We start from the raw sequence: 24,095 nt of genomic DNA, 5'->3' as shown, positions 1-24,095 counted from the left end.
CCATGGCAAAAGGTAAGTTTGAGCGGACCAAACCGCACGTAAACGTCGGCACAATCGGCCACGTTGACCACGGCAAAACCACGCTGACCGCAGCGATTTGTACCGTATTGGCTAAAGAGTTCGGTGGCGAAGCCAAAGACTACTCGCAAATTGACGCCGCTCCTGAAGAGAAAGCACGCGGTATTACGATCAATACTTCGCACGTCGAGTACGAAACCGCAGATCGTCACTATGCCCACGTTGACTGCCCCGGCCACGCCGACTACGTCAAGAACATGATTACCGGTGCGGCCCAGATGGACGGCGCGATTCTGGTGTGTTCGGCTGCTGACGGCCCCATGCCCCAGACTCGCGAGCACATCCTGCTGAGCCGCCAGGTTGGCGTGCCTTACATCATCGTGTTCCTGAACAAGGCTGACATGGTTGATGACGAAGAGCTGCTGGAACTGGTCGAAATGGAAGTGCGCGAGCTGCTGTCCAAATACGACTTCCCCGGTGACGACACCCCGATCATCAAGGGTTCGGCCAAACTGGCTCTGGAAGGCGACGAAGGCCCTCTGGGCAAACAAGCCATCCTGAAACTGGCTGAAGCCCTGGATTCCTACATCCCCACGCCCGAGCGTGCGGTTGACGGTACCTTCCTGATGCCGGTTGAAGACGTGTTCTCGATCTCCGGTCGTGGTACGGTGGTGACTGGCCGTATCGAGCGCGGTATCGTCAAGGTCGGCGAAGAGATTGAAATCGTCGGTATCAAAGACACTGTCAAGACAACATGTACTGGCGTTGAAATGTTCCGCAAGCTGCTTGACCAAGGTCAGGCTGGCGATAACGTCGGTATTCTGCTGCGCGGCACCAAGCGTGAAGACGTTGAGCGTGGTCAGGTTCTGGCCAAGCCCGGTTCGATCATGCCGCACACCGACTTCACCGCCGAGGTGTACATTCTGTCCAAAGACGAAGGTGGCCGTCACACGCCGTTCTTCAATGGCTACCGTCCCCAGTTCTACTTCCGTACGACTGACGTGACCGGTACCATCGATCTGGGCGCAGACAAAGAAATGGTTCTGCCCGGTGACAACGTGTCGATGACCGTCAAGCTGATCGCTCCGATCGCGATGGAAGAAGGTCTGCGTTTCGCGATTCGCGAAGGTGGCCGTACCGTCGGCGCCGGTGTTGTTGCTAAAATCATTGCCTAAGGTTTTAGTCTGGTTTATGGCGGCGGGCCCTGCCCGTTGCCAATATCGTTAAAGCGCTACGGGCTTGGCCCGTTCGTTTGACAGGTTTAGGGGTATAGCTCAATTGGCAGAGCGTCGGTCTCCAAAACCGAAGGTTGTAGGTTCGATTCCTACTGCCCCTGCCAAACGTCATAGCTGAATATGTCAAATACCAATGTAGAAACTGTCAACGGCACGCTCGACAAAGTCAAGCTTGTGCTGTCCGTACTCGTGATTGTTGCGGGCATCGTTGCATTTTCTGTATTCGACGATCAGCCTTCTGTTGTTCGTGTCGCAATTTTCATAGCCAGCCTGGTCATCGCGGCGCTTATTGCGTGGTCCAGCGAACCTGGTCGTCGCACCATCAGTTTCGGTCGTGACTCATATGGCGAACTCAAGCGTGTCGTCTGGCCCACTCGCAAAGAAGCGATGCAAATGACTGGCATCGTTTTTGCGTTTGTCACTGTCATGGCCATCATGTTGTGGCTCACTGACAAGGTCCTTGGCTGGGCCATTTACGGTCTGTTGCTGGGCTGGAGGTAAAACATGAGTAAACGTTGGTATGTTGTCCATGTCTATTCGGGCATGGAAAAGAGTGTCCACCGTGCGCTTGTGGAACGCATCGAGCGCGCTGGCCTCGAAGACAAGTTTGGTCATATCCTTGTACCTTCTGAAGAAGTTGTTGAAGTCAAGGGCGGTAAAAAATCAATTACCGAACGTCGCATTTACCCTGGTTATGTTCTGGTAGAAATGGAACTGACCGATGACACCTGGCATTTGGTGAAAAATACAAACCGGGTTACCGGCTTTTTGGGCGGTTCTGGCAATCGTCCTGCACCCATCTCCGAACGCGAAGTTGAGAAAATCCTGTCGCAAATGGAAGAAGGTGTCGAGAAGCCGCGTCCCAAAATCCTCTTTGAAGTGGGCGAAACCGTTCGTGTCAAGGAAGGTCCGTTTGCCGACTTTAACGGCAACGTCGAAGAAGTTAACTACGAGAAAAGCAAGGTTCGGGTATCAGTTACCATTTTTGGTCGTGCCACGCCTGTTGAACTCGATTTTGGTCAGGTCGAAAAGGTCTGAATTTTTAACCCCGGGGAGCCGTCACTGTTTTATTAAAGTGGTGGCGAATGCACCCGCAAGGAGCTAAGCATGGCGAAAAAATCGTCGGCTTTATCAAGCTGCAAGTCCCAGCTGGTAAGGCAAATCCATCACCACCCATTGGTCCTGCACTGGGTCAGCGCGGCCTTAACATCATGGAATTCTGCAAAGCGTTCAACGCACAAACGCAGAGCCTTGAGCCCGGTCTGCCGATTCCCGTAGTCATTACTGCCTACGCCGACAAGAGCTTCACCTTCATCATGAAGACGCCGCCTGCGGCGATCCTCATCAAGAAGGCCAGCGGCATTCAGAAAGGTTCGGCACGTCCGAACGCTGACAAGGTTGGTACGCTGACACGTGAACAAGCTGAAGAAATTGCCAAGACCAAAATGCCTGATCTGACCGCAGCTGATCTCGACGCCGCTGTGCGTACGATTGCTGGCAGCGCCCGCAGCATGGGTATTACGGTTGAAGGGGTATAAACATGGCCAAACTCGGTAAACGTGCCGCCGCGATCAAGGCAAAAATTGATCGCACCAAACTGTATCCGGTCAACGAAGCACTGGTTCTGGTTAAAGAAACCGCCACCGCCAAGTTCAACGAATCTATCGACGTTGCCGTTCAACTGGGCATCGACCCCAAGAAATCTGACCAACTGGTTCGCGGTTCGGTTGTTCTGCCCGCAGGAACTGGCAAGACGATGCGTGTTGCTGTTTTCGCCCAAGGCGAAAAAGCAGAAGCTGCCAAAGAAGCCGGTGCTGACGTTGTCGGTATGGAAGACCTGGCTGAGTCGATCAAAGCCGGTAATCTTGATTTTGACGTCGTGATTGCTTCGCCTGACACCATGCGTATCGTTGGTGCCCTGGGCCAGGTGCTCGGTCCCCGCGGCCTGATGCCTAACCCTAAAGTCGGTACCGTTACTCCCGACGTAGCCCAGGCGGTCAAGAATGCCAAGGCAGGTCAGGTTCAGTACCGTACAGACAAGGCCGGTATCATTCACGCGACCATTGGTCGTGCTTCATTCGAAGTCGAGCAATTGCAAACTAACCTGGCAGCCCTCATCGACGCCCTCAACAAGGCTCGTCCGGCTGCTGCAAAAGGCATTTACCTTCGCAAAGTTGCCGTGTCATCCACAATGGGTGGCGGTGCTCGCGTTGAAATCGCTTCGCTGGCAGTTTAATTTCTGCCGCAGTAAAGAACTTTGGGCTGCACCCGGAATTTCGGGTGTTGCTGTCAAAGACCGCTGGAGCCAACACTGGTTGTATCAGGTCAAGGCTTAATTCCGGGTTTGATTTCAAATCCGGTTCCAGCGCAGACGGCGCCCATGGAAGAATTCTTGTTGTCTAAGAACTCGACCAGGAGCGCCGCATTCGGTAGACGCCCGAGACCGTCTCAGGCGTCATTAGATGGAGTGTTCAAACCGTGAGTCTCAATCGTAAAGAGAAAGCGGTAGTAATCGAAGAAGTCGCAGCACAAGTTGCAGGCGCCCAATCGATTGTTACAGCAGAGTACCGTGGTCTGGACGTCGCTGCCGTCACCGTATTGCGCAAACAAGCGCGTGAGTCGGGTGTGTATCTGCGTGTTCTCAAAAACACGCTGGTTCGCCGCGCCATCGCCGGTACGCCTTTTGAAGGCATTTCGGCAAATCTTACTGGTCCGCTTATTTACGGCGTCAGTAAAGATCCGGTCGCTGCTGCCAAAGTGCTCGCCAGTTTCGCTAAAACCAACGACAAGCTCGTCATCACAGGTGGGGCCTTGCCCGGCAATGTGCTTGACGTCAATGGTGTCATGGCTCTTGCCACGCTGCCATCTCGCGAAGAGTTGCTTTCGAAACTTATGGGTACGATGCAAGCCCCCGTCACGCAATTTGTGCGTACGCTCAACGAAGTTCCAACCAAGTTCGTACGCGGCCTCGCGGCTGTACGCGATCAAAAAGAAGCTGCGTAAGCTTTCTGGAATTTTGGCGATCGACACAGCGATACCCAAACCTGGCATTTATTTAAATTTGGAGTTCTAAAAATGGCATTGAACAAAGCAGAAATCCTTGACGCGGTTGCTAACCTGACCGTGCTCGAACTGTCCGAGCTGATCAAGGAAATGGAAGAAAAATTCGGCGTATCGGCAGCTGCTGCCGCTGTAGCCGTTGCTGCACCTGCAGCGGGCGGCGGTGCCGCTGCTGCTGAAGAAAAACAGAATTTGACGTTGTTCTGGCTGAAGTTGGCGCGAACAAAGTTAACGTCATTAAAGCTGTTCGCGAAATCACCGGTCTGGGCCTGAAAGAAGCCAAAGACCTGGTTGACGGCGCACCCAAGACAGTTAAAGAAGGCGCTGCGAAAGCTGACGCCGACGCTGCCAAAGCCAAGCTTGAAGAAGCTGGTGCCAAGGTCGAGCTCAAGTAATACTTGCAGCTGCTGCCCGGGTAGGTTTTTGCCTTCCCGGGCTTTTGCGTTTCCAGAAAACCTTTATTTGATCAGGTGTTGCATTAAGTAAGGTTTCCTAGAGTCGTAAACCAGGCCGTGGTTGACGGCCCATGTAACCCCTCGAGTCGGAGTGCTCATGCCTTATTCGTACACCGAAAAAAGCGCATACGTAAGAGCTTCGCCAAACGTGAGGACGTTCAAGACGTTCCCTACTTGCTGGCGACTCAACTGCAATCATTCTTAACATTTTTGCAAGCGGATGTCCCCTCTTCCCAACGCAAAGATGAAGGCCTTCAGGCTGCCTTTACATCCATTTTCCCCATCGTCAGTCACAACCAGATGGCACGTCTGGAGTTTGTCAGCTATGTGCTGGGCGAACCCGTGTTTGACGTCAAAGAATGTCAGTTGCGTGGTCTTACCTATGCTTCGCCCTTGCGTGCCAAGGTACGTCTGGTCCTGATGGACCGTGAGGTCAGCAAGCCGACCATCAAGGAAGTCAAAGAACAGGAAGTGTACATGGGCGAAATTCCGCTCATGACCGATACGGGTTCGTTTGTCATCAACGGTACCGAGCGCGTCATTGTGTCGCAGCTGCACCGTTCACCCGGCGTGTTTTTCGAGCACGACCGCGGCAAGACACACAGCTCGGGCAAACTGCTGTTCTCGGCACGTGTGATTCCCTACCGTGGCTCCTGGCTCGATTTCGAATTCGACCCGAAAGACGTCCTGTTCTTCCGTGTCGACCGTCGTCGCAAGATGCCGGTTTCGATTCTGCTTAAAGCCATTGGCATGTCTTCCGAAGACATTCTGTCGTACTTCTTCGACTTTGACACGTTCACTATCAAGAGTGAAGGCGGGTTGCTCAATTTCGTGCCCGAGCGCTGGAAAGGCGAAATGGCGCGTTTTGACATCACCGATCGTTCGGGCAAAGTCATTGTCGAGAAAGACAAGCGTATCAACGTCAAGCACTTGCGCGACTTGCAAGCCGCCAACGTCGAACAGGTTTCAGTCCCTGAAGATTTCCTGTTTGGTCGTGTACTGGCCAAGAACATCGTTGATCCCGATACGGGCGAAGTGGTGGCTAACGCCAACGACGAGATCACGGAAGGCCTGATGGCCGACCTGCGCGCGGCCGGCATCACCGAAATCCAGACGCTGTACATCAACGATCTGGACCGCGGTCCGTACATTTCGCAAACCTTGCGTACCGACGATACGGCCGACCAGATGGCGGCACGTGTGGCGATCTATCGCATGATGCGTCCCGGCGAGCCACCCACCGAAGAAGCGGTCGAGGCCCTGTTCCAGCGCTTGTTCTACAGCGAAGAGTCCTACGATTTGTCGCGTGTTGGTCGCATGAAGGTCAACAGCCGTCTGGGTCGTGGTGAAGACAATACCGGTCCGCTCACCCTTACCGACGACGACATCCTTGAAACCATCAAGGTGCTGGTCGAGTTGCGTAACGGCCGTGGCCAGATTGACGACATCGATCACCTGGGTAACCGTCGTGTACGTTGCGTCGGCGAGCTGGCAGAAAACCAGTTCCGTGCCGGTCTGGTTCGCGTCGAGCGTGCCGTCAAAGAGCGTCTGGGTCAGGCTGAGACTGAAAACCTGATGCCGCATGACCTGATCAACTCCAAGCCCATTTCTGCGGCTATCAAAGAGTTCTTCGGTTCCAGCCAGCTGTCGCAGTTCATGGACCAGACCAATCCGTTGTCTGAAATCACGCACAAGCGTCGTGTTTCGGCACTGGGCCCTGGCGGTCTGACACGCGAGCGAGCTGGCTTTGAGGTTCGCGACGTTCACCCGACACACTATGGTCGTGTCTGCCCCATCGAAACGCCTGAAGGTCCGAACATCGGTCTGATCAACTCGATGGCGCTGTATGCGCGCCTGAATGAATACGGTTTCCTCGAAACCCCGTATCGCAAGATTATCGACGGCAAGGTATCCGACCAGATCGACTACCTGTCAGCCATCGAGGAAAGTAACTACGTCATTGCGCAGGCGAACGCCGAGCTTGATGAAGAAGGCCGTTTCATCAGCGATCTGGTGGCTTGCCGTCAGGCTGGCGAAACAATGCTGACGTCGCCCGATAACGTTCACTACATGGACGTTGCGCCGTCGCAGATCGTATCGGTGGCCGCATCGTTGATTCCGTTCCTTGAGCACGATGACGCGAACCGGGCACTGATGGGCGCCAACATGCAGCGTCAGGCCGTTCCGTGTCTGCGTCCCGAGAAACCTCTGGTCGGTACCGGTATCGAACGTACGGTTGCCGTTGACTCGGGTACGACGGTACAGGCCTTGCGTGGCGGTATCGTTGATCACGTCGATGCCGAGCGTGTGGTGATTCGTGTCAACGATGATGAAAACGTGGCCGGTGAGGTGGGTGTTGATATCTACAACCTCATCAAGTACACCCGTTCCAACCAGAACACCAACATCAACCAGCGCCCTATCGTCAAGAAAGGTGACCTGGTTGCGCGTGGCGATGTGCTGGCCGACGGTGCATCGACCGACCTGGGCGAGCTGGCTCTGGGTCAGAACATGCTTATCGCGTTCATGCCCTGGAACGGTTACAACTTCGAAGACTCGATTCTTATTTCGGAAAAAGTGGTTGCTGACGACCGCTATACCTCGATTCACATCGAAGAACTGACGGTTGTTGCCCGCGATACCAAGCTCGGACCTGAAGAAATCACACGCGACATCAGCAATCTTCCCGAGATCCAGCTGAACCGCCTTGACGACTCCGGCATTGTGCACATTGGTGCTGAAGTGCGTGCCGACGACGTTCTGGTGGGCAAGGTGACGCCCAAAGGCGAAACCCAGCTGACGCCTGAAGAGAAGCTGCTGCGTGCCATTTTTGGTGAGAAAGCGTCCGACGTCAAAGACACCTCGCTGCGCGTGCCGTCAGGCATGGTCGGTACGGTCATTGATGTTCAGGTCTTTACCCGTGAAGGCATTGAACGCGACAAGCGCGCCCAGTCGATCATCGACGACGAGTTGCGCCGCTACCGTCAAGACCTCAACGATCAGCTGCGTATCGTTGAAAAAGATACGTTCGACCGTATCGAAAAATTCCTGGTGGGCAAGGTCGTGAACGGTGGTCCGCGCAAGCTGGCCAAGGGCACTGCTCTTACTGCCGAATACCTGCACGAGGTTGATCACTGGCAGTGGTTCGATATCCGTCTGGCAGATGAAGCCGATGCGCTCGTACTTGAGCAGGGTAAAGAATCGCTCGAACAGAAGCGTCACCAGTTTGACCTGGCTTTCGAAGAGAAGCGCAAGAAACTGACGCAAGGTGACGAGTTGCCCCCGGGCGTTCTCAAGATGATCAAGGTTTACCTGGCCGTCAAACGTCGTTTGCAGCCGGGTGACAAGATGGCCGGTCGTCACGGTAACAAGGGTGTTGTCTCGCGCATTACCCCTGTTGAAGACATGCCGCACATGGCCGATGGTACCCCGGCTGACATCGTACTGAACCCCTGGGCGTTCCGTCACGGATGAACGTGGGTCAGGTGCTGGAAGTTCACCTCGGCTGGGCTGCCAAAGGTCTGGGTCATCGCATCGCCGATATGCTTGATGCTGAAACTGCGGCGCAAGCCAAGGACATTCGTGCATTCCTCGAAAAAGTCTATAACTCGACAGGTGCTTCGGCACGTCTGAATGAATTGACAGACACCGAGATTGTCGAAATGGCGCGCAACCTCAAGAATGGCGTGCCGCTGGCTACGCCCGTCTTTGACGGTGCCACCGAAGAAGAAATCGGCAAAATGCTCGAGCTGGCGTATCCCGACCCGATCGCTGAAAAGCTCAGGCTCACCCCCGACCGTTCCCAGGCGGTTTTGTTTGACGGTCGTACCGGCGAACAATTTGAACGTCCGGTCACGGTGGGCTACATGCACTACCTCAAGCTGCATCACCTGGTTGACGACAAGATGCACGCGCGTTCTACGGGTCCCTACTCGCTGGTTACCCAGCAGCCCTGGGCGGTAAGGCGCAGTTCGGTGGTCAGCGTTTTGGTGAGATGGAGGTCTGGGCCCTCGAAGCGTATGGTGCTTCGTACACCCTGCAAGAGATGCTTACGGTCAAGTCTGACGACATCACAGGCCGTACCAAGGTCTATGAAAACATCGTCAAGGGTGACCACGTCATCGACGCAGGTATGCCAGAGTCGTTCAACGTTCTGGTCAAAGAAATTCGATCTTTGTCGCTGGACATGGATTTGGAGCGTAACTAATGAAAGCGCTACTCGACCTATTCAAACAAGTCTCGCAAGACGAGCAATTCGACGCCATCAAAATTGGCATTGCATCGCCCGAAAAGGTACGGTCGTGGTCATACGGCGAAGTTCGCAAGCCGGAAACCATCAACTACCGTACGTTCAAACCCGAGCGTGACGGCCTGTTTTGCGCGAAGATTTTTGGTCCCATCAAAGACTATGAATGTCTTTGCGGCAAGTACAAGCGCCTGAAGCACCGCGGTGTCATTTGCGAAAAGTGCGGCGTTGAAGTCACGGTGGCCAAAGTGCGTCGTGAACGCATGGGCCACATCGAACTGGCCAGCCCGGTTGCGCATATCTGGTTCCTCAAGAGCCTGCCGTCGCGCCTGGGCATGGTGCTCGACATGACACTGCGCGATATCGAACGCGTGTTGTACTTTGAAGCATGGTGCGTCATTGAACCCGGCATGACCCCGCTCAAGCGCGGCCAGATCATGTCCGATGACGATTACCTGGCTAAAACCGAAGAATATGGTGACGACTTCCACGCCCTGATGGGCGCGGAAGCCGTGCGTGAACTGCTGCGCACCATCGATATCGACCGCGAGGTCGACACCTTGCGTGCCGAGCTCAAGGCCACCAGTTCCGATGCCAAGATCAAGAAAATCTCCAAGCGTCTCAAAGTGCTTGAAGGTTTCCAGAAATCGGGCATCAAGCCCGACTGGATGGTCATGGAAGTGCTGCCGGTACTGCCACCCGACCTGCGTCCGCTGGTGCCGCTGGATGGCGGCCGCTTCGCCACGTCCGACCTGAATGATCTGTACCGTCGCGTCATCAACCGTAACAACCGTCTGAAGCGTCTGCTTGAACTGAAAGCACCTGACATCATCTTGCGCAACGAAAAGCGCATGCTGCAAGAGTCGGTTGATTCGCTGCTCGATAACGGTCGTCGCGGCAAGGCCATGACAGGCGCCAACAAGCGCCAGCTCAAGTCGCTGGCCGACATGATCAAAGGTAAAAGCGGTCGTTTCCGTCAGAACCTGCTGGGCAAGCGCGTCGATTATTCGGGTCGTTCAGTTATTGTGGTGGGCCCGCAGCTCAAGTTGCACCAGTGCGGTTTGCCCAAGCTCATGGCTCTGGAACTGTTCAAGCCTTTCATTTTCAATCGTCTTGAAATGATGGGTCTGGCCACGACTATCAAGGCTGCCAAGAAACTGGTTGAAAGCCAGGAACCTGTGGTCTGGGATATTCTCGAAGAAGTCATTCGTGAACACCCGGTCATGCTGAACCGTGCACCTACGTTGCACCGCCTGGGCATCCAGGCCTTCGAGCCGGTCCTGATTGAAGGTAAAGCGATTCAGCTGCACCCGCTGGTATGTGCTGCGTTCAACGCCGACTTCGACGGTGACCAGATGGCCGTTCACGTGCCCCTGTCACTCGAAGCCCAGCTTGAAGCCCGTACCTTGATGCTGGCATCAAACAACGTGCTGTTCCCCGCCAACGGCGAACCGTCCATCGTGCCGTCACAGGATATCGTTCTGGGTCTGTACTACACCACTCGTGAGCGTATCAACGGCAAGGGCGAAGGCATGTTCTTTGCCGACGTCGGTGAAGTTCAGCGTGCCTACGACCTGGGTGAGGTCGAACTGCAAACCCGTATTACTGTTCGTCTGAACGAATACGAAAAAGACGCGACAGGTGAATTCCAGCCGGTATTGCGTCGTCACGAGACCACGGTGGGTCGCGCGCTGTTGTCCGAAATTCTGCCGCATGGTTTGCCGTTCTCGACACTGAATCGTGCGCTGAAAAAGAAAGAAATTTCGCGTCTCATCAACCAGTCGTTCCGTCGTTGCGGTTTGCGCGCTACGGTTATTTTTGCCGACAAGCTCATGCAGTCCGGGTTCCGTCTGGCAACACGTGGCGGTATTTCCATCGCCATGAACGACATGGTCATTCCGACCGTCAAGGAAGAAATCCTGGCTCAGGCCAGTTCCGAGGTCAAAGACATCGACAAGCAGTACTCGTCGGGTCTGGTCACGGCCCAGGAACGCTACAACAACGTGGTTGACATCTGGGGCAAGGCCGGCGACAAGGTCGGCAAGGCCATGATGGAACAACTGGCGACCGAGCCGGTCATCGACCGTCACGGTAACGAAGTTCGCCAGGAGTCCTTCAACTCCATCTACATGATGGCTGACTCGGGTGCGCGGGGTTCTGCAGCCCAGATCCGCCAGCTGGCAGGTATGCGTGGCCTGATGGCCAAGCCAGACGGCTCCATTATTGAAACCCCCATTACGGCGAACTTCCGCGAGGGTCTGAATGTACTCCAGTACTTCATTTCGACCCACGGTGCACGTAAAGGTCTGGCCGACACGGCGCTGAAAACAGCGAACTCGGGTTACCTGACGCGTCGTCTGGTTGACGTGACACAAGATCTGGTCATCACGGAAACCGATTGCGGCACATCACATGGTTACACCATGAAGGCGCTGGTCGAGGGTGGTGAGGTTATCGAGCCGTTGCGCGAGCGCATTCTGGGTCGTGTTACTGCGGCTGACATCGTCAACCCTGACACCCAGGAAACCGTCATTGTCGCCAATACGCTGCTTGATGAAGACCTGGTCGACGTGATCGATAGCCTTGGTGTTGACGAAGTCAAAATCCGTACACCGCTCACCTGCGAAACACGTCGTGGTTTGTGTGCCCATTGCTATGGTCGTGACCTGGGGCGTGGTAGTCTGGTTAATCGTGGCGAGGCCGTCGGTGTCATTGCGGCGCAGTCGATCGGTGAGCCCGGTACTCAGCTGACCATGCGTACGTTCCACATCGGTGGTGCGGCATCGCGTGCGGCCATGGCAAGCTCGGTTGAAACGAAGTCTGCCGGTACGGTCTCGTTTGCCGCCACCATGCGCTATGTAACCAACGCCAAAGGCGAGCGTGTGGCTATTTCCCGTTCGGGTGAAATCGTCATTTTTGACGATAACCGTCGCGAACGTGAACGTCACAAGATTCCGTACGGTGCCACCGTGGTGGTGGGTGACGGCGCGTCGGTCAAGGCCGGCGAGCGTCTTGCGACCTGGGATCCGCTCACCCGTCCGATCATCTCCGAGTACGCGGGTATTGTCCGCTTCGAAAACATCGAGGAAGGCGCAACCGTTGCCAAGCAGGTTGACGAAGTCACCGGCTTGTCCACATTGGTGGTGATCACACCCAAGACGCGTACGGGCAAGACCATGATGCGTCCGCAGATCAAGTTGCTGAATGAAGCCGGCGATGAGATCAAGATTGCGGGTACCGATCACTCCGTGAACATTTCATTCCCGGTTGGTGCACTGATCACGGTTCGTGATGGCCAGCAGGTTAATGTTGGTGAGGTTCTGGCGCGTATTCCCCAAGAATCGCAAAAAACCCGCGACATTACCGGTGGTCTGCCACGTGTGGCCGAACTGTTCGAAGCCCGTTCACCTAAAGATGCCGGTATGTTGGCCGATGTCACGGGTACGGTTTCGTTTGGTAAAGACACCAAGGGCAAGCAGCGTCTGGTTATTACCGACATGGACGGCATCAGCCACGAGTTCCTGATTCCGAAAGAGAAACAGGTTCTGGTGCACGACGGCCAGGTGGTGAACAAAGGCGAAATGATTGTTGACGGCCCGTCCGACCCGCACGATATTCTGCGTCTGCAGGGGATCGAGCGTCTGGCCACCTACATCGTCAATGAAGTGCAAGACGTTTACCGTCTGCAGGGTGTGAAGATCAACGACAAGCACATCGAAGTGATCGTGCGTCAGATGCTGCGTCGTGTGAACATCGTTGATTCGGGCGATACCAGCTTCATCAACGGTGAACAGGTCGAACGTTCTGAACTGCTCAACGAAAACGATCGTATGGAAGCTGACGGCAAGATCCCTGCAACGTACGATAACGTTTTGCTGGGTATTACCAAGGCTTCGTTGTCGACCGACTCGTTCATTTCGGCGGCGTCGTTCCAGGAAACCACACGCGTGCTTACCGAAGCCGCCATTATGGGCAAGCGCGACGATTTGCGTGGTCTCAAGGAAAACGTCATTGTGGGTCGGCTTATCCCGGCGGGTACCGGTATGTCGTACCACATGGCGCGCAAGGCCAAAGAAAAACACGAGGAAGCCGAACGTCTGGCGGCCCGTGCACAGGCCAACCCCTTCGAGGACGCCCCTGTCACGGTCGATGTTGCACCGGAAGCTGACAGTGCCGATACCGGCACTACAGAAAACGGCGGCACCGAAGAATAAACCCTTCACCCCGGCGTGCCGGGGTGCTGCCCGAACAAGCCCCGCTTGCCTCATTGGCAGGCGGGGCTTTTTCATGGTTGAACCGGTTCCGGTGCCAGCCGATGGCGGGTTCGTACTATTATCGTTTTTTTATTCATGACGTTTATGCCTGTGTTCGTTGTGCAGGCGATATACAGCGAGGTTGTATGACATACCAGGCACCTGTGGAAGAGTTTCGTTTTGTCTTGAGCGCGCTGGCTGATCTGGACGGGGTGCTCGCCCTGCCCCCGCATGCGGATCTTGGTCACGACACGATTGATGCGGTGCTGCATGAAAATGCACGCTTTGTACAAGACGTGGTGGCACCCCTGAATCGGTCTGGCGATCTTCAGCCGGCGCGTTGTGATAACGGTCAGGTGATGGTCACCGCTGGTTTTTGTGAGGCCTTCAAGGCCTTTGCCCAGGGTGGGTGGCAGGGTCTGCACCATGATCCGCAATGGGGCGGTCAAGGCTTGCCCCGTGTTCTGGGTGCTGCGGCAGCCGAAGCGTTGCACGCGGCAAACATGGCGTTTGCTCTGTGCCCCATGCTGACCGACGGGGTTATCGAAGCCTTGTCGACGGCGGGTTCGGCGGTGCAATGCGAGCGTTATATCCCTGCGTTGCTGCAAGGGCGCTGGACGGGCACCATGAATCTGACCGAGCCACAGGCCGGGTCAGATTTGGCCCGGTGGCGACGCGCGCCGTACCGCAGGCGGATGGCACCTACCGTTTGTTTGGCCAGAAGATCTTCATCACCTATGGTGACCATGACATGGCTGAAAACATCGTCCATCTGGTCTTGGCGCGAACACCCGATGCCCCGAAGGGGGTAAAGGGCATTTCACTGTTCATCGTGCCCAAGTTTCTGGTAAACGATGATGGCACGCCGGGGCCGCGTAACGATGTCTGGTGTGCTTCGCTGGAGCACAAACTGGGTATACACGCCAGTCCGACGGCGGTGATGCTTTACGGCGACTCAAAAGGCGCGGTGGGGGCCGGTGCCATCGGTTATCGGGTTGGTGAGGAAAACCGTGGGCTGGAATACATGTTCATCATGATGAATGCGGCCCGTTATGCGGTTGGCCTGCAGGGCATTGCCATCAGCGATCGTGCTTTGCAGTGTGCGCAGGCGTATGCTGCCCAGCGGATTCAGGGTCGGGCGGTCGACGGTTCGTCGGGACCGGTATCGATAGATCATCATCCCGATGTGCAGCGCCTGTTGATGACGATGCGTGCCCTGACCGAAGCCAATCGTGCCATGGCGCTGTATGCGGCCGGGCTTGCCGACAAGGCCCATTCTCACCCGGATACGGCTGAACGGGCACGTTGTCAGGCGTTGTATGACTACTTCGTACCGATTGTCAAAGGTTTTGCAACCGAGTCAGCAGTTGAGGTCACGTCGCTGGGCATTCAGGTGCATGGCGGTATGGGTTATATCGAAGAAACCGGTGCGGCCCAGTTCTTTCGCGACGCACGCATTTTGCCCATTTACGAGGGGACGACCGCCATTCAGGCCAATGATTTCGTAGGCCGGAAAATTTTGCGCGATGGCGGCACGCTGGCACGAGAGGTTGGCACACAAATAACCGGCACCATTCAGGCCTTGCGTCATACGGCGTCCGGTGCGGCTGCAGATGACGCCGAAACCTTGTCATTTATTGCCGACCGGCTTGAGTTGGCGGTGGCCGCGTATCTGCGTGGGCTGGAACAGACGTTGGCGGCGGCACGTACCGATATGTATCAGGCGTATCTGGGCAGCGTGCCCCTGTTGATGCTGACAGGCATCGTACAGGGTGGCTGGCAGATGGCACGGGCCGTGTTGGCATGCCATGAGGCCATGCAGGCGGGTCAGGCCACGGAATTCCATCACCAGAAACGCGCGACAGCGGTATTCCATGCCGTACATCTGTTGCCTCGAGCAGCGGCTTATGCCGATGCTATTGCCGCAGGTCATCTGGTGGCCCGATTGCCGCGCCCGCGTTCCCACTGACGCGCAAGGCGTCTCGTGCAGACGCAGACGTAAAAAACCCCGTTGACCTGACCAGGAAACGGGGTTTTTTCACATGTGTACTTCCCAAGTAAATACGCTTCGCGACTTTTGAATCAGGCTCCCGGATATTGGTAGTTTTACCGACAGTACAACTACCAAGAGTGAAAACACCAATATTTTATGTGTAATTGCAGCTGTTATAACAGCTGCAATTACATGTGTTTTTACATATTAAGACGACGCTTCCACCGTCAGATGGTCCAGCGTTACTCACACTACCCGGAGGCTTGAACGGTATGGCTGTATCTGCAGGAAACAAATATGTGATTGCGACCGACGTTGGCGGTACGTGTACCGACACCGTGGTATTCGCAGCAGGCGAACCCATTCGCATCGGCAAGGCCCTTTCCACCCCGCCCGACTTCGCGACCGGCATTTTCGACTCGATTCGTTCGGCGGCCGATGCGATGGGCGAAACCGTTGACAGTTTGCTGGCGCAAACCTATCTGTTCGTTCACGGCTCCACCGTGGTCGATAACTGCATCCTGACCCGTGATGGTGCGCGGGTTGGATTGCTGACGACAAAAGGGTTTGAAGATACGTTGCTGGTAACACGGGGTGCCTACGGACGCTGGGGCGGCCTGACCGAAGACAAGATCAAGCACATTGTGAAAACCGAGCGTGCCGACCCGTTGGTACCGCCCGAGCGCATTGTGGGGGTGGCCGAGCGTGTTGATGCCAGTGGCACCATTCTCAAGACCCTTGACCCCGCCGAGGTTGAGGCCGCTGTCAATTACCTGGTCAAGGAACAGGGTGTTGATGCCATCGCTGTGTCGTTCTTGTGGTCATTCATCAATGAGACCAATGAGCGGATGGTCAAGGACATCGTCGCACGTGTGGCACCGGAGGTGTACTGCACCTTGTCCAGTGATATTGCGCCCATGCCCGGTGAGTACGAACGTACTTCAACAGCAGTCATCAACGGATATTCCGGACGCATCACGAAAAGTTATCTGGCGGATCTGGCCGGTCGTCTGGCAGCAACGGCTTACCGTGGACCATTGATGGTGATGCAAGGTTACGGCGGTTTGCTGCCTGCCGATGAAGCGGCCGAGCGCTCGGTGGGCATGCTGGAGTGCGGGCCTGCGGCCGGGGTGATTGGCAGCAAGGCGCTGGGCGAAATTCTTGATCAGCCGGATGTCATTGCGGTTGACATGGGCGGCACGACCTTCAAGGTCAGCGTTATCCAGAACAGCGAAATTGAATTCGCCCGCGAACCGATGGTTGATCGTTATCACTACACCGCGCCCAAGATTGAGGTGGTGTCCATTGGTGCCGGTGGTGGGTCGATTGTGAGCATTGATAAGGTGACCGGTGAGCCCCGCGTCGGTCCCCGCTCGGCAGGTTCGCGTCCCGGCCCGATTTGTTACGGTCTGGGGGGACAGAACCCACACTGACCGATGTGTTCATGCTGATCGGTTACATGGACCCGGGTACTTTCCTCGGAGGATCGATCCAGCTGAACCCCCAAGCGGCACGCGAGGCGTTTGAAAAACAGGTGGCTCGCCCGCTGGGCATGAGTGTTGAAGAGGCGGCTATCGGGGTGTATCGCCTGGCGTCAGCCCAGATCACTGACCTGATCCGCGAAATCACGGTTGAGCGCGGGTTGGACCCACGTGATTTCGTGATGCATTCCTTTGGGGGTCCTGTGGCATGTTGTCTGCCATGTTCGGTGCGGAACTGGGCGTCAAGAAAATCGTGGTGCCGTATACCGCCTCGGTGAATTGCGCCTTTGGTCTGGTATCGGCCGATATCGTGCACCAGTACTCCACCACCCGGACCTTGCCGGGCCATGTCGACCCTGCGGAAATCAACGCGTTGTATCAACCGATGGTCGAACGCGCTATCGCACAGTTGAAGAGTGAAGGCTTTGACGAAGACGCGATTCGCCTGGAGTGGTCGGTTGACTTGCGTTACGCCCGTCAGGTGCACGAATTGACCACATCGGTGCATGGCCAAACGCCGTTGACACAAGCCGGATTGGATCAGTTGATTGCCGACTTTGAGGCGTTGTACGAGCGCAAATTCGGCAAGGGCTCGGCCTATCGCGAGGCCGGTATCGAGATGAAGCTGTTCCGCTTGACCGCCCGCGGTTTGCTCAAGAAACCCGAAGTGCAAAAACTGGCGCTTCAAGGCGAAGATTCCAGTGCGGCCCTGATGGGTGAGCGCAACATTTTTGTCGAAGCCGAGGGCAAGCTGGCGCCCGCAAAAATCTACAACTTTGAAAAGCTGAGTCCTGGCAACCGGCTGGCAGGCCTGGCCGTCATCCATACGCCCATCACCACGATTGTCCTGCAGCAAGGGCAGACCGCTCAAATGGACGAATACCGAAATATTGCGATTGAACTCGAAGGGAGTGTCTGATCATGGACCCGATTACCTATTCCATCATTCGTCACCGACTGTTCCGTGTCGTTGAGGAGGCCGTCATTACGCTCAAGCATGTTTCGGGCACGGCGATTACCAACGAAGGCCATGACCTGATGGTCAGTCTTTACCGCGCCGACGGATCGTTGCTGATGGGCGGCGTGGGCTTTCTGCATCACCTGACCAGTGCGGCGGAAGCGTGCAAGGCGATTATCCGGCGGTTTGAAGGCCAGATCGAGCCGGGTGATATTTTCATGCTCAATGATCCGTATACGGCAGCACTGCATACGTCGGATGTTTACATGCTGGCCCCGATTCACCATCAGGGCACACTGGTGGCCTGGAGCGCCTGTTTTGTACACGTCTCCGATATCGGCGCCATGAACCCGGGCGGTTTTGCCCCCGATGCCAGGGACATTTTCAGCGAAGGGTTCAGCAGCCCTGGCCTGAAGCTGGTCAGTCGTGGCGAAATGCGCCAGGACATCTGGGACACGTTCCTGAACATGGTTCGCAGTCCGGAAATGGTGGCCCTGGATCTGCGATCATTGATTGCCTGCAACAACGTGGCGGGTGAACGGATGCTTGCCCTGATCGACAAGTACGGTGCCGATGCGGTTGATCATGTCGGCAAGACCCTGATCGAGCAGTCCGAGCAACTGCTGCGTCAGCGTTTGCGCGAACTGCCCGATGGCAGTTGGCAATCGCGTCAATACATTGATGTCCTGGGCAATACGGCCAAGGTCGTCCTGACCATGACGAAAAAGGACGATACGCTGACGTTTGACTTCACCGGTTCGAGTCCACAGTCCGAGTACAGCGTGAACTGTACGAAGTGGGCGGCATTGGGCGGCTTGTTTGCGCCCTTGTTCCCGCTGCTGTGCTACGACATTACCTGGAACCAGGGTGCCGTTGAGCCGATCAAGATGATTGCACCGGAAGGTTCGATTGTGAACTGCACCCGGCCAGCGCCCGTCTCGGTGGCCACGGTGGGTGCCATTCAGTCGGTCAACAATGCGGCGTGTTCGGCCATTGGAAAAATGCTCGCAGCCAGCGAAAAGTACAAAGATGAGGCTACGGCCGTCTGGCACGCCAATCACTTTGCGGTGTTCATGTTCGGCAAGACGCGGGAAGGCCGTCTGGCCATCGACACGCTGACTGAAACATTTGCCGGATCCGGGGGCTAAAACCTGGGGCGATGGTGTGGACATCGGCGGTGAAATGCCCAACCCGATTTCGCGCATGGCGAATGTGGAGACGGTTGAAGGGGCCTTCCCTATCCGCTACCTGTTCCGTCGTCGCATGCTGGACTCGGGTGGCGCCGGACGTTATCGGGGTGGTCTTGGCGGCGAGATCGCGATTGTGCCGCATGGCAGCCCGGATGGCGGCATCAATTTCGTGTTATCCGGCAAGGGTTCGCGTTTCCCCATGAGCGACGGTCTGGCGGGCGGGGTGTCAGGGACTGCCAACGATTATGTACTGTTCACTGGCGAGGCCGACACTACGGAAACCACCCGCGTCGATCAGACCCGCGCCCAGGCACTGACTGGGCAGAAAAAGCCGGTTAGCTGGGGTGTCTTTCCGCTGCGGCAAGGGGATGCGTTTTATCTGCGCTGGAATGGCGGTGGCGGTGTCGGCGACCCCTTGCAGCGTCCGGTAGAGGATGTGGTCCATGACATTGAGCGCCGCTCGATTTCTGCCCGGGCGGCTCGGGAGACCTATGGCGTGGTGCTGAACAATGGCGTTGCCGATCTTGCGGCGACCGAGCGCTTGCGTCAGGACATGCGTCACGAGCGAATTGAACAAGGAGTACAGGCATGAATACACGAATTTCCCCACATTGAACGTCCGCGAGGAACACGGTATCCAAGTCGTCTGCTGCAGCCAGTGCGACTCGGTGGTGGCCAAGGCCGGTGAGCACTGGAAAGACAAGGCCATGGTCAAACGTACCCTTGTGGCCAGTTTGCCCGGGTGGTCAGACTCGGTGCACCCCGAGCTGGAACTGCGCGAGTTCGGTTGCCCGTCGTGTGGCCAGCTGCTTGACAGCGAATCGTCGCTGCCTGAAGACCCGTACCTTTATGACGTTGTCCACGTCTAGCCCCGTCCCTAATCATCCTTATTTTTTTACAGGAAGTCGTAATGCACAACATTGACATCAGACCGGAAATCATCGACCGTGTAATGAAGCGTCGGGGCCGGCTGCATCTGTACGAACATCTCGACCCCCGCAAGACGGCCCTGGTTGTTATTGATATGCAAAACACGTTTTGCGAGGTCGGGGCCCCGGCAGAGGTCGCCCAGTCGCGCGGCATCGTGCCCTATATCAATGCGCTGACACCCAAGTTGCGCGAACTGGGTGTACCCGTAATCTGGATGCTGCACGCCAATACCCATTTCAAGGGTCGCAGTGACTGGGACCTGTTCTACAACTACATCGTGGCCGGCGACATCCGTGATCGCACGATTCAAAGCAACGCACCTGAAAACCAGTCGGTGTATTCAGAGCTGCAGACGGCTGCCGAAGACATGGTGATGGTCAAAAATCGCTACAGCGCCCTGATTCCCGGGTCCTCGCCGCTGGAGCGTGTGCTGCGCAGCCTGGGTGTGGACAGTCTCCTGATTGCGGGTACCAAGACGAACATCTGCTGCGAATCGACGGCACGCGACGCCATGATGATGGACTTCAAGGTCACGATGCTGTCGGATTGTTGCGCGGCGCTGTCAGATGAAGAGCATCGCGCGGCACTCGAAAACATTGTGCAGCAATTTGGCAATGTCATGAGCAGTACGGAGGTGGTTGAACGTTTGCAAAAAGCGAAGTCGTAAGCAGTTTCCCTAACGGGGTATTTCCCCTTGTTTCAGCTCAACGGAGGTTCACATGTTAAGACGCATCATCGTTGCTGTAAGTCTGGTCATCATGCCGCTGGTTTCATATGCCCAGGCCAAAGATAACATCAAGGTAGCTTTGGTATTACCTGGCCCCGTCACCGACGGCACGTTCAACAGTGCCGCGGCACAAGGTATCAAGCAGGCGCAAGAGAAATACCCCAACATCCAGGTGTCGATTCGCGAAAACACGTCAGTGGCCGAATCACAAGAGGCGCTGGCCTCGTATGCCCGGGATGGTTATGACGTTGTGATTGGTCATGGTTTCCAGTTTGCAGACCCGGCCAAGCGTATTCACAAGCGCTATCCCAAAACCTGGTTCATCATCAATACCGCCAAGGTTTCAGAAGCCCCCAACCTGGCCTCGTTTGACAACCGCTGGGGCGATGCGGGTTATATCGCCGGTGCGGTGGCGGGTTTGCTGACCAAGTCAGGCACGATCGGTAATATTCCCGCCATTCCGGTACCGACCATCCAGGAGTACGACGAGGGGTTTGCCATGGGTGCCAAGCGCGTCAAGCCCGACGTCAAGGTCGTATCGGCTTATGTGGGTTCGTTTACCGACATTGCCAAGGCAAAAGAAATCACCTCCAGCATGATTGATGGTGGTGCTGACGTGGTTTCAGGGATTGGCAATGAAAACGTGCTGGGTACCCTTCAGGCGGCCAAGGAAAAGGGTGCACTGATGATCGGTACGGCTTTCGATGCCGCCGAAATGGCTCCGGACACCATCGTTACCACCGCGCTTATCAACTTCTACGTCAATATTGACATGGCGATTGGCAAGGTCATTGATGGCTCGATTGAACCCAAAAACTATCTGTTGGGCCTGAATGACAACGGCATTGGTCTGGCACCGTATCGCAAGTTTGATGCAGTGCTTACCGATGCTCAAAAGACTGAGGTGCAAAAGATTATCGACGGTATCCGTGATGGCTCGATTACCGATTTGCCCAAAATCCGTTAACCCCTGATCTGTCCACTGTTGCCAGAAGGAGTCATGTGAAATGGCTGAGCTGATTTCCCCGCTGCTTGAGCTTGACGGGTTAACCAAGCGGTTTGGTGCGCTGATGGCCAACGACCACATCAGTTTTGAGGTCGCCGCCGGTGAAATTATTGGTATTCTGGGCGAAAACGGTGCCGGCAAGTCGACGCTGATGAACATGATTTCGGGGTTGATCAGCCCGGATGCCGGGGAAATCAGAATCAGTGGAAAGCCGGTGCTCCTGCGTTCACCGCGTGATGCGGCCGACGCGGGCATTGGCATGGTCCATCAGCATTTCAAGCTGGTGGGGGCATTGACGGTTGCCGAGAACCTGGCGCTGGGTGATCGGCGCTGGGGGACGTCACGGCTCGACCTCGTCGCTCTGCAGGCTCACTACCGGCCGATTGCCGGGCGGCTGGGCATGGATATCCCGTTCGAGCAGCGTGTTGACCGCTTGACCGTAGGTGAGCAGCAGCGGGTCGAGATCCTGAAGGTTTTGTCGCGCAACCCCAAGTTGCTCATTCTTGACGAACCGACGGCGGTTTTGTCACAGGAAGAGCGCCCTGCCCTGTTCCGGATGGTGAAAGAGCTGGCCGCCAATGGCACGGCAGTCATCCTGATCAGTCACAAACTCGAGGATATTCTGGAAACGTGCCGCCGCGTTGTCGTCATGCGGCTGGGCAAAGTGGTCAGCGTATCGGCGGTTGGCGACAAAACCCGCGATGATCTGATCCGTCTGCTGGTGGGCGACAAAATGCCGTCCATCAACAAACGCGCTGCACCCGAGGCTCCAGGCGAACGCTTGCTGGGTGTATCGGCCTTGTCGGTCAAACGCCCTAATGGAACGACGGCTTTGCTGGATGTCAGCTTTGAGTTGCGTGCCGGCGAAATTCTGGTGCTGTGCGGAGTCGATGGTAACGGTCAGACTGAACTGATCAATGCGCTTGCCGGTCTGGCTTTGCCTGAGCGGGGTCAGATTGAGTACTGGTTCGCGCCCGCAGGGGCACGGTTATTGGTGACGGATATTCGCCGTGGCGGGGTCTGTCACATTCCGGAAGACCGGTTGCGTGATGCGGTGGTGCAGAATGCCAGCCTGGCGGATAACTGGTTGCTGACGCAGCTGGGTCAGGCCCGGTTCAATCGCCGGGGGTGGTTGCGACCGGCGGCGGTGCATCAGGCCCTGGAACAGGCTGTCGAGGGTTATGCCGTCCGCACCCCGGTCTGCAAGCCAGCCTCGGTCAGCTGTCGGGGGTAATCAGCAAAAATTGGTGCTGGCGCGAGAACTGGCCAATGCGCCGCGCGTCATTATTGCCGCCCATCCGACGCGGGGTCTGGATGTCCAGACCATTGCCTTTGTCAACAATCAGTTGATTGCGTGCCGTGATCGCGGTGCGGGCGTGCTGATTTCTTCGGCCGACATCGCCGAAGCCTGGCAGGTCGCTGACCGCATCATGGTGCTGGCGGCAGGTCGGCTCTATGGTCCGGTCAGCGTTTCAGAAACGACATTACACGAGGTTGGTCAATGGATGACCGGGCGATGAAGCACCCTTCCCTGGGGGTATTGCCCCTGCTGCTTGCTGTCGTATTCATGACAGCGCTGGTTCCGGCACTGTTCATCTTGATTGCCGGCAAGAATCCGCTTGGCGCGTATGGTGCGTTGCTGGCGTATACGTTGGGTACCCAGGCGGGGTTTTATGAAGTGCTGACGCAATGCATCCCGCTGACATTGGTCGGCTTGGGGGTTGCCATAGCGTTTCGGGCCGGTGTGTTCAACATTGGCGGCGATGGGCAGCTGGTGATGGGGGCGATCGTTGGTTTTGTGCTGGCGCCGTTGGCGGCACCCTTGCCCATGCCGTTGGGTATCATCGTCTACCTAGCGTTCGGCTTTGTCGGTGGTGGTCTGCTGGGCGTGTTGGTGGGCTGGTTGCGGGTGCGGTTCAAGGCCAGTGAAATCATTGTCACCATTGTCCTGAATTTTATCGTTCTGCAAATTCTCAGCTGGTTGATCCGGGGGCCGTTGCAAGAGCCATCGCGTCTGATGCCATGGTCTGATTATTTGCCCGATACCTTGCTGCTCATGCCGCTGATTGATGGTTCGCGCGTGCATTATGGCTTGTTTGTCGCCTTGGCAGCGGTGGTCTTTACGGCCATTCTGGTTGGCAAGTCTGCTTTCGGCTTCAAGCTTTCTGTGGTCGGGAAAAATCCGTTTGCAGCCCGTTACGCCGGGTTGAAAGAAGGGCGTGTCGTGATGTGGGCCATGCTGCTCAGCGGCGGCCTAGCCGGGTTGGCCGGTACGGTTCAGGTCGCAGCCATCCACGAACGGTTGCAGGATGACTTTTCAGCTGGATATGGTCAGGCCGCCATTGCCATTGCCCTGATGGCTCGCTTGTCTCCGGCGTTTGTTCCCCTGGCTGCACTGCTGTTTGCTGTTTTTTATGTCGGGGCCGGCGTGTTGCAGCGTGAGGCAGGCATCCCTTTTCCAATCGTCAAAATCATCGAGGGTGTCGTGATTTTTGGTTTTCTGTGTTTCGATGCCCTGAGCAAGCGGCACCGGGGAGAATAAG

At 56.2% G+C, this 24,095-nt stretch carries 16 protein-coding genes, 1 tRNA gene and 4 pseudogenes; all 21 read left to right on the top strand.

Going from position 1 to position 24,095, the window contains the following annotated elements; translation table 11 throughout:
- Positions 1-2: 2 nt before the first annotated feature.
- The 21 genes and pseudogenes from tuf (at position 3) to N7E01_RS08295 (ending at position 24,094) form a co-directional block, all read left to right on the top strand.
- Positions 3-1,193 carry an elongation factor Tu gene (gene tuf / locus N7E01_RS08395; protein WP_289175536.1) on the top strand — a complete coding sequence of 397 codons (1,191 nt, stop codon included), beginning with the start codon at positions 3-5 and terminating at the stop codon, positions 1,191-1,193.
- Between the two features lie 88 nt (positions 1,194-1,281).
- Positions 1,282-1,357: transfer RNA gene (locus N7E01_RS08390), tRNA-Trp, on the top strand.
- A 16-nt stretch (positions 1,358-1,373) separates the two neighbouring features.
- Entirely contained in the window at positions 1,374-1,754 is a 381-nt protein-coding gene (gene secE / locus N7E01_RS08385; RefSeq protein WP_289175534.1) for a preprotein translocase subunit SecE, read from the top strand.
- 3 nt (positions 1,755-1,757) lie between these two features.
- A complete protein-coding gene (gene nusG, locus N7E01_RS08380) occupies positions 1,758-2,291 on the top strand; it encodes a transcription termination/antitermination protein NusG (protein ID WP_289175532.1) in 534 nt (177 codons plus the stop codon).
- Positions 2,292-2,338: 47 nt separating this feature from the next.
- Positions 2,339-2,791 carry a 50S ribosomal protein L11 gene (gene rplK, locus N7E01_RS08375; RefSeq protein WP_289175530.1) on the top strand — a complete coding sequence of 151 codons (453 nt, stop codon included), beginning with the start codon at positions 2,339-2,341 and terminating at the stop codon, positions 2,789-2,791.
- Positions 2,792-2,793: 2 nt separating this feature from the next.
- The gene (rplA, locus tag N7E01_RS08370) at positions 2,794-3,489 is read left to right on the top strand and encodes a 50S ribosomal protein L1 (protein ID WP_289175528.1); all 696 of its coding nucleotides are present in this window, start codon (positions 2,794-2,796) and stop codon (positions 3,487-3,489) included.
- 242 nt (positions 3,490-3,731) lie between these two features.
- Positions 3,732-4,256 carry a 50S ribosomal protein L10 gene (rplJ, locus tag N7E01_RS08365; protein ID WP_289175526.1) on the top strand — a complete coding sequence of 175 codons (525 nt, stop codon included), beginning with the start codon at positions 3,732-3,734 and terminating at the stop codon, positions 4,254-4,256.
- Positions 4,257-4,328: 72 nt separating this feature from the next.
- A pseudogene (gene rplL, locus N7E01_RS08360) lies at positions 4,329-4,708 on the top strand (50S ribosomal protein L7/L12).
- Positions 4,709-4,865: 157 nt separating this feature from the next.
- Positions 4,866-8,975: pseudogene (gene rpoB / locus N7E01_RS08355) on the top strand (DNA-directed RNA polymerase subunit beta).
- The gene (rpoC, locus tag N7E01_RS08350) at positions 8,975-13,228 is read left to right on the top strand and encodes a DNA-directed RNA polymerase subunit beta' (RefSeq protein ID WP_289175524.1); all 4,254 of its coding nucleotides are present in this window, start codon (positions 8,975-8,977) and stop codon (positions 13,226-13,228) included. The pseudogene rpoB and the gene rpoC overlap by 1 nt, the downstream one beginning before the upstream one ends.
- A gap of 185 nt (positions 13,229-13,413) precedes the next feature.
- Positions 13,414-15,236: pseudogene (locus tag N7E01_RS08345) on the top strand (acyl-CoA dehydrogenase).
- Between the two features lie 296 nt (positions 15,237-15,532).
- A pseudogene (locus tag N7E01_RS08340) lies at positions 15,533-17,019 on the top strand (hydantoinase/oxoprolinase family protein).
- Entirely contained in the window at positions 16,962-17,660 is a 699-nt protein-coding gene (locus N7E01_RS08330; protein ID WP_289175518.1) for a hydantoinase/oxoprolinase family protein, read from the top strand. The pseudogene N7E01_RS08340 and the gene N7E01_RS08330 overlap by 58 nt, the downstream one beginning before the upstream one ends.
- A gap of 2 nt (positions 17,661-17,662) precedes the next feature.
- Positions 17,663-18,847 carry a hydantoinase B/oxoprolinase family protein gene (locus N7E01_RS08325; RefSeq protein WP_350494987.1) on the top strand — a complete coding sequence of 395 codons (1,185 nt, stop codon included), beginning with the start codon at positions 17,663-17,665 and terminating at the stop codon, positions 18,845-18,847.
- Between the two features lie 16 nt (positions 18,848-18,863).
- Positions 18,864-19,481: a hydantoinase B/oxoprolinase family protein gene (locus N7E01_RS18710; RefSeq protein ID WP_350494986.1), complete on the top strand. Its 618-nt coding sequence runs from the start codon at positions 18,864-18,866 to the stop codon at positions 19,479-19,481.
- Positions 19,482-19,500: 19 nt separating this feature from the next.
- Complete coding sequence (locus N7E01_RS08320; RefSeq protein ID WP_289175516.1) at positions 19,501-19,758, top strand: acetone carboxylase subunit gamma; 258 nt, start codon at positions 19,501-19,503, stop codon at positions 19,756-19,758.
- Positions 19,759-19,799: 41 nt separating this feature from the next.
- The gene (locus N7E01_RS08315) at positions 19,800-20,486 is read left to right on the top strand and encodes a cysteine hydrolase (protein WP_289175514.1); all 687 of its coding nucleotides are present in this window, start codon (positions 19,800-19,802) and stop codon (positions 20,484-20,486) included.
- Between the two features lie 52 nt (positions 20,487-20,538).
- Positions 20,539-21,513, top strand: coding sequence for a BMP family protein (locus N7E01_RS08310; protein WP_289175512.1), 975 nt, complete (start codon positions 20,539-20,541; stop codon positions 21,511-21,513).
- Between the two features lie 40 nt (positions 21,514-21,553).
- Positions 21,554-22,786, top strand: a complete 1,233-nt coding sequence (locus N7E01_RS08305) for an ABC transporter ATP-binding protein (RefSeq protein ID WP_289175510.1) — start codon at positions 21,554-21,556, stop codon at positions 22,784-22,786.
- 13 nt (positions 22,787-22,799) lie between these two features.
- The gene (locus tag N7E01_RS08300) at positions 22,800-23,072 is read left to right on the top strand and encodes a hypothetical protein (protein WP_289175509.1); all 273 of its coding nucleotides are present in this window, start codon (positions 22,800-22,802) and stop codon (positions 23,070-23,072) included.
- Entirely contained in the window at positions 23,069-24,094 is a 1,026-nt protein-coding gene (locus N7E01_RS08295; RefSeq protein ID WP_289175507.1) for an ABC transporter permease, read from the top strand. Before N7E01_RS08300 ends, N7E01_RS08295 begins: the two co-directional genes overlap by 4 nt.
- The last annotated feature ends 1 nt before the right edge of the window (position 24,095 follow it).

The sequence above is a fragment of the Neopusillimonas aromaticivorans genome, assembly GCF_030344915.1.
Classification (GTDB): domain Bacteria; phylum Pseudomonadota; class Gammaproteobacteria; order Burkholderiales; family Burkholderiaceae_B; genus Neopusillimonas; species Neopusillimonas aromaticivorans.
The sequence above is the reverse complement of the archived record's forward strand: the minus strand, read 5'-3'. Positions and strand labels throughout refer to the sequence as shown.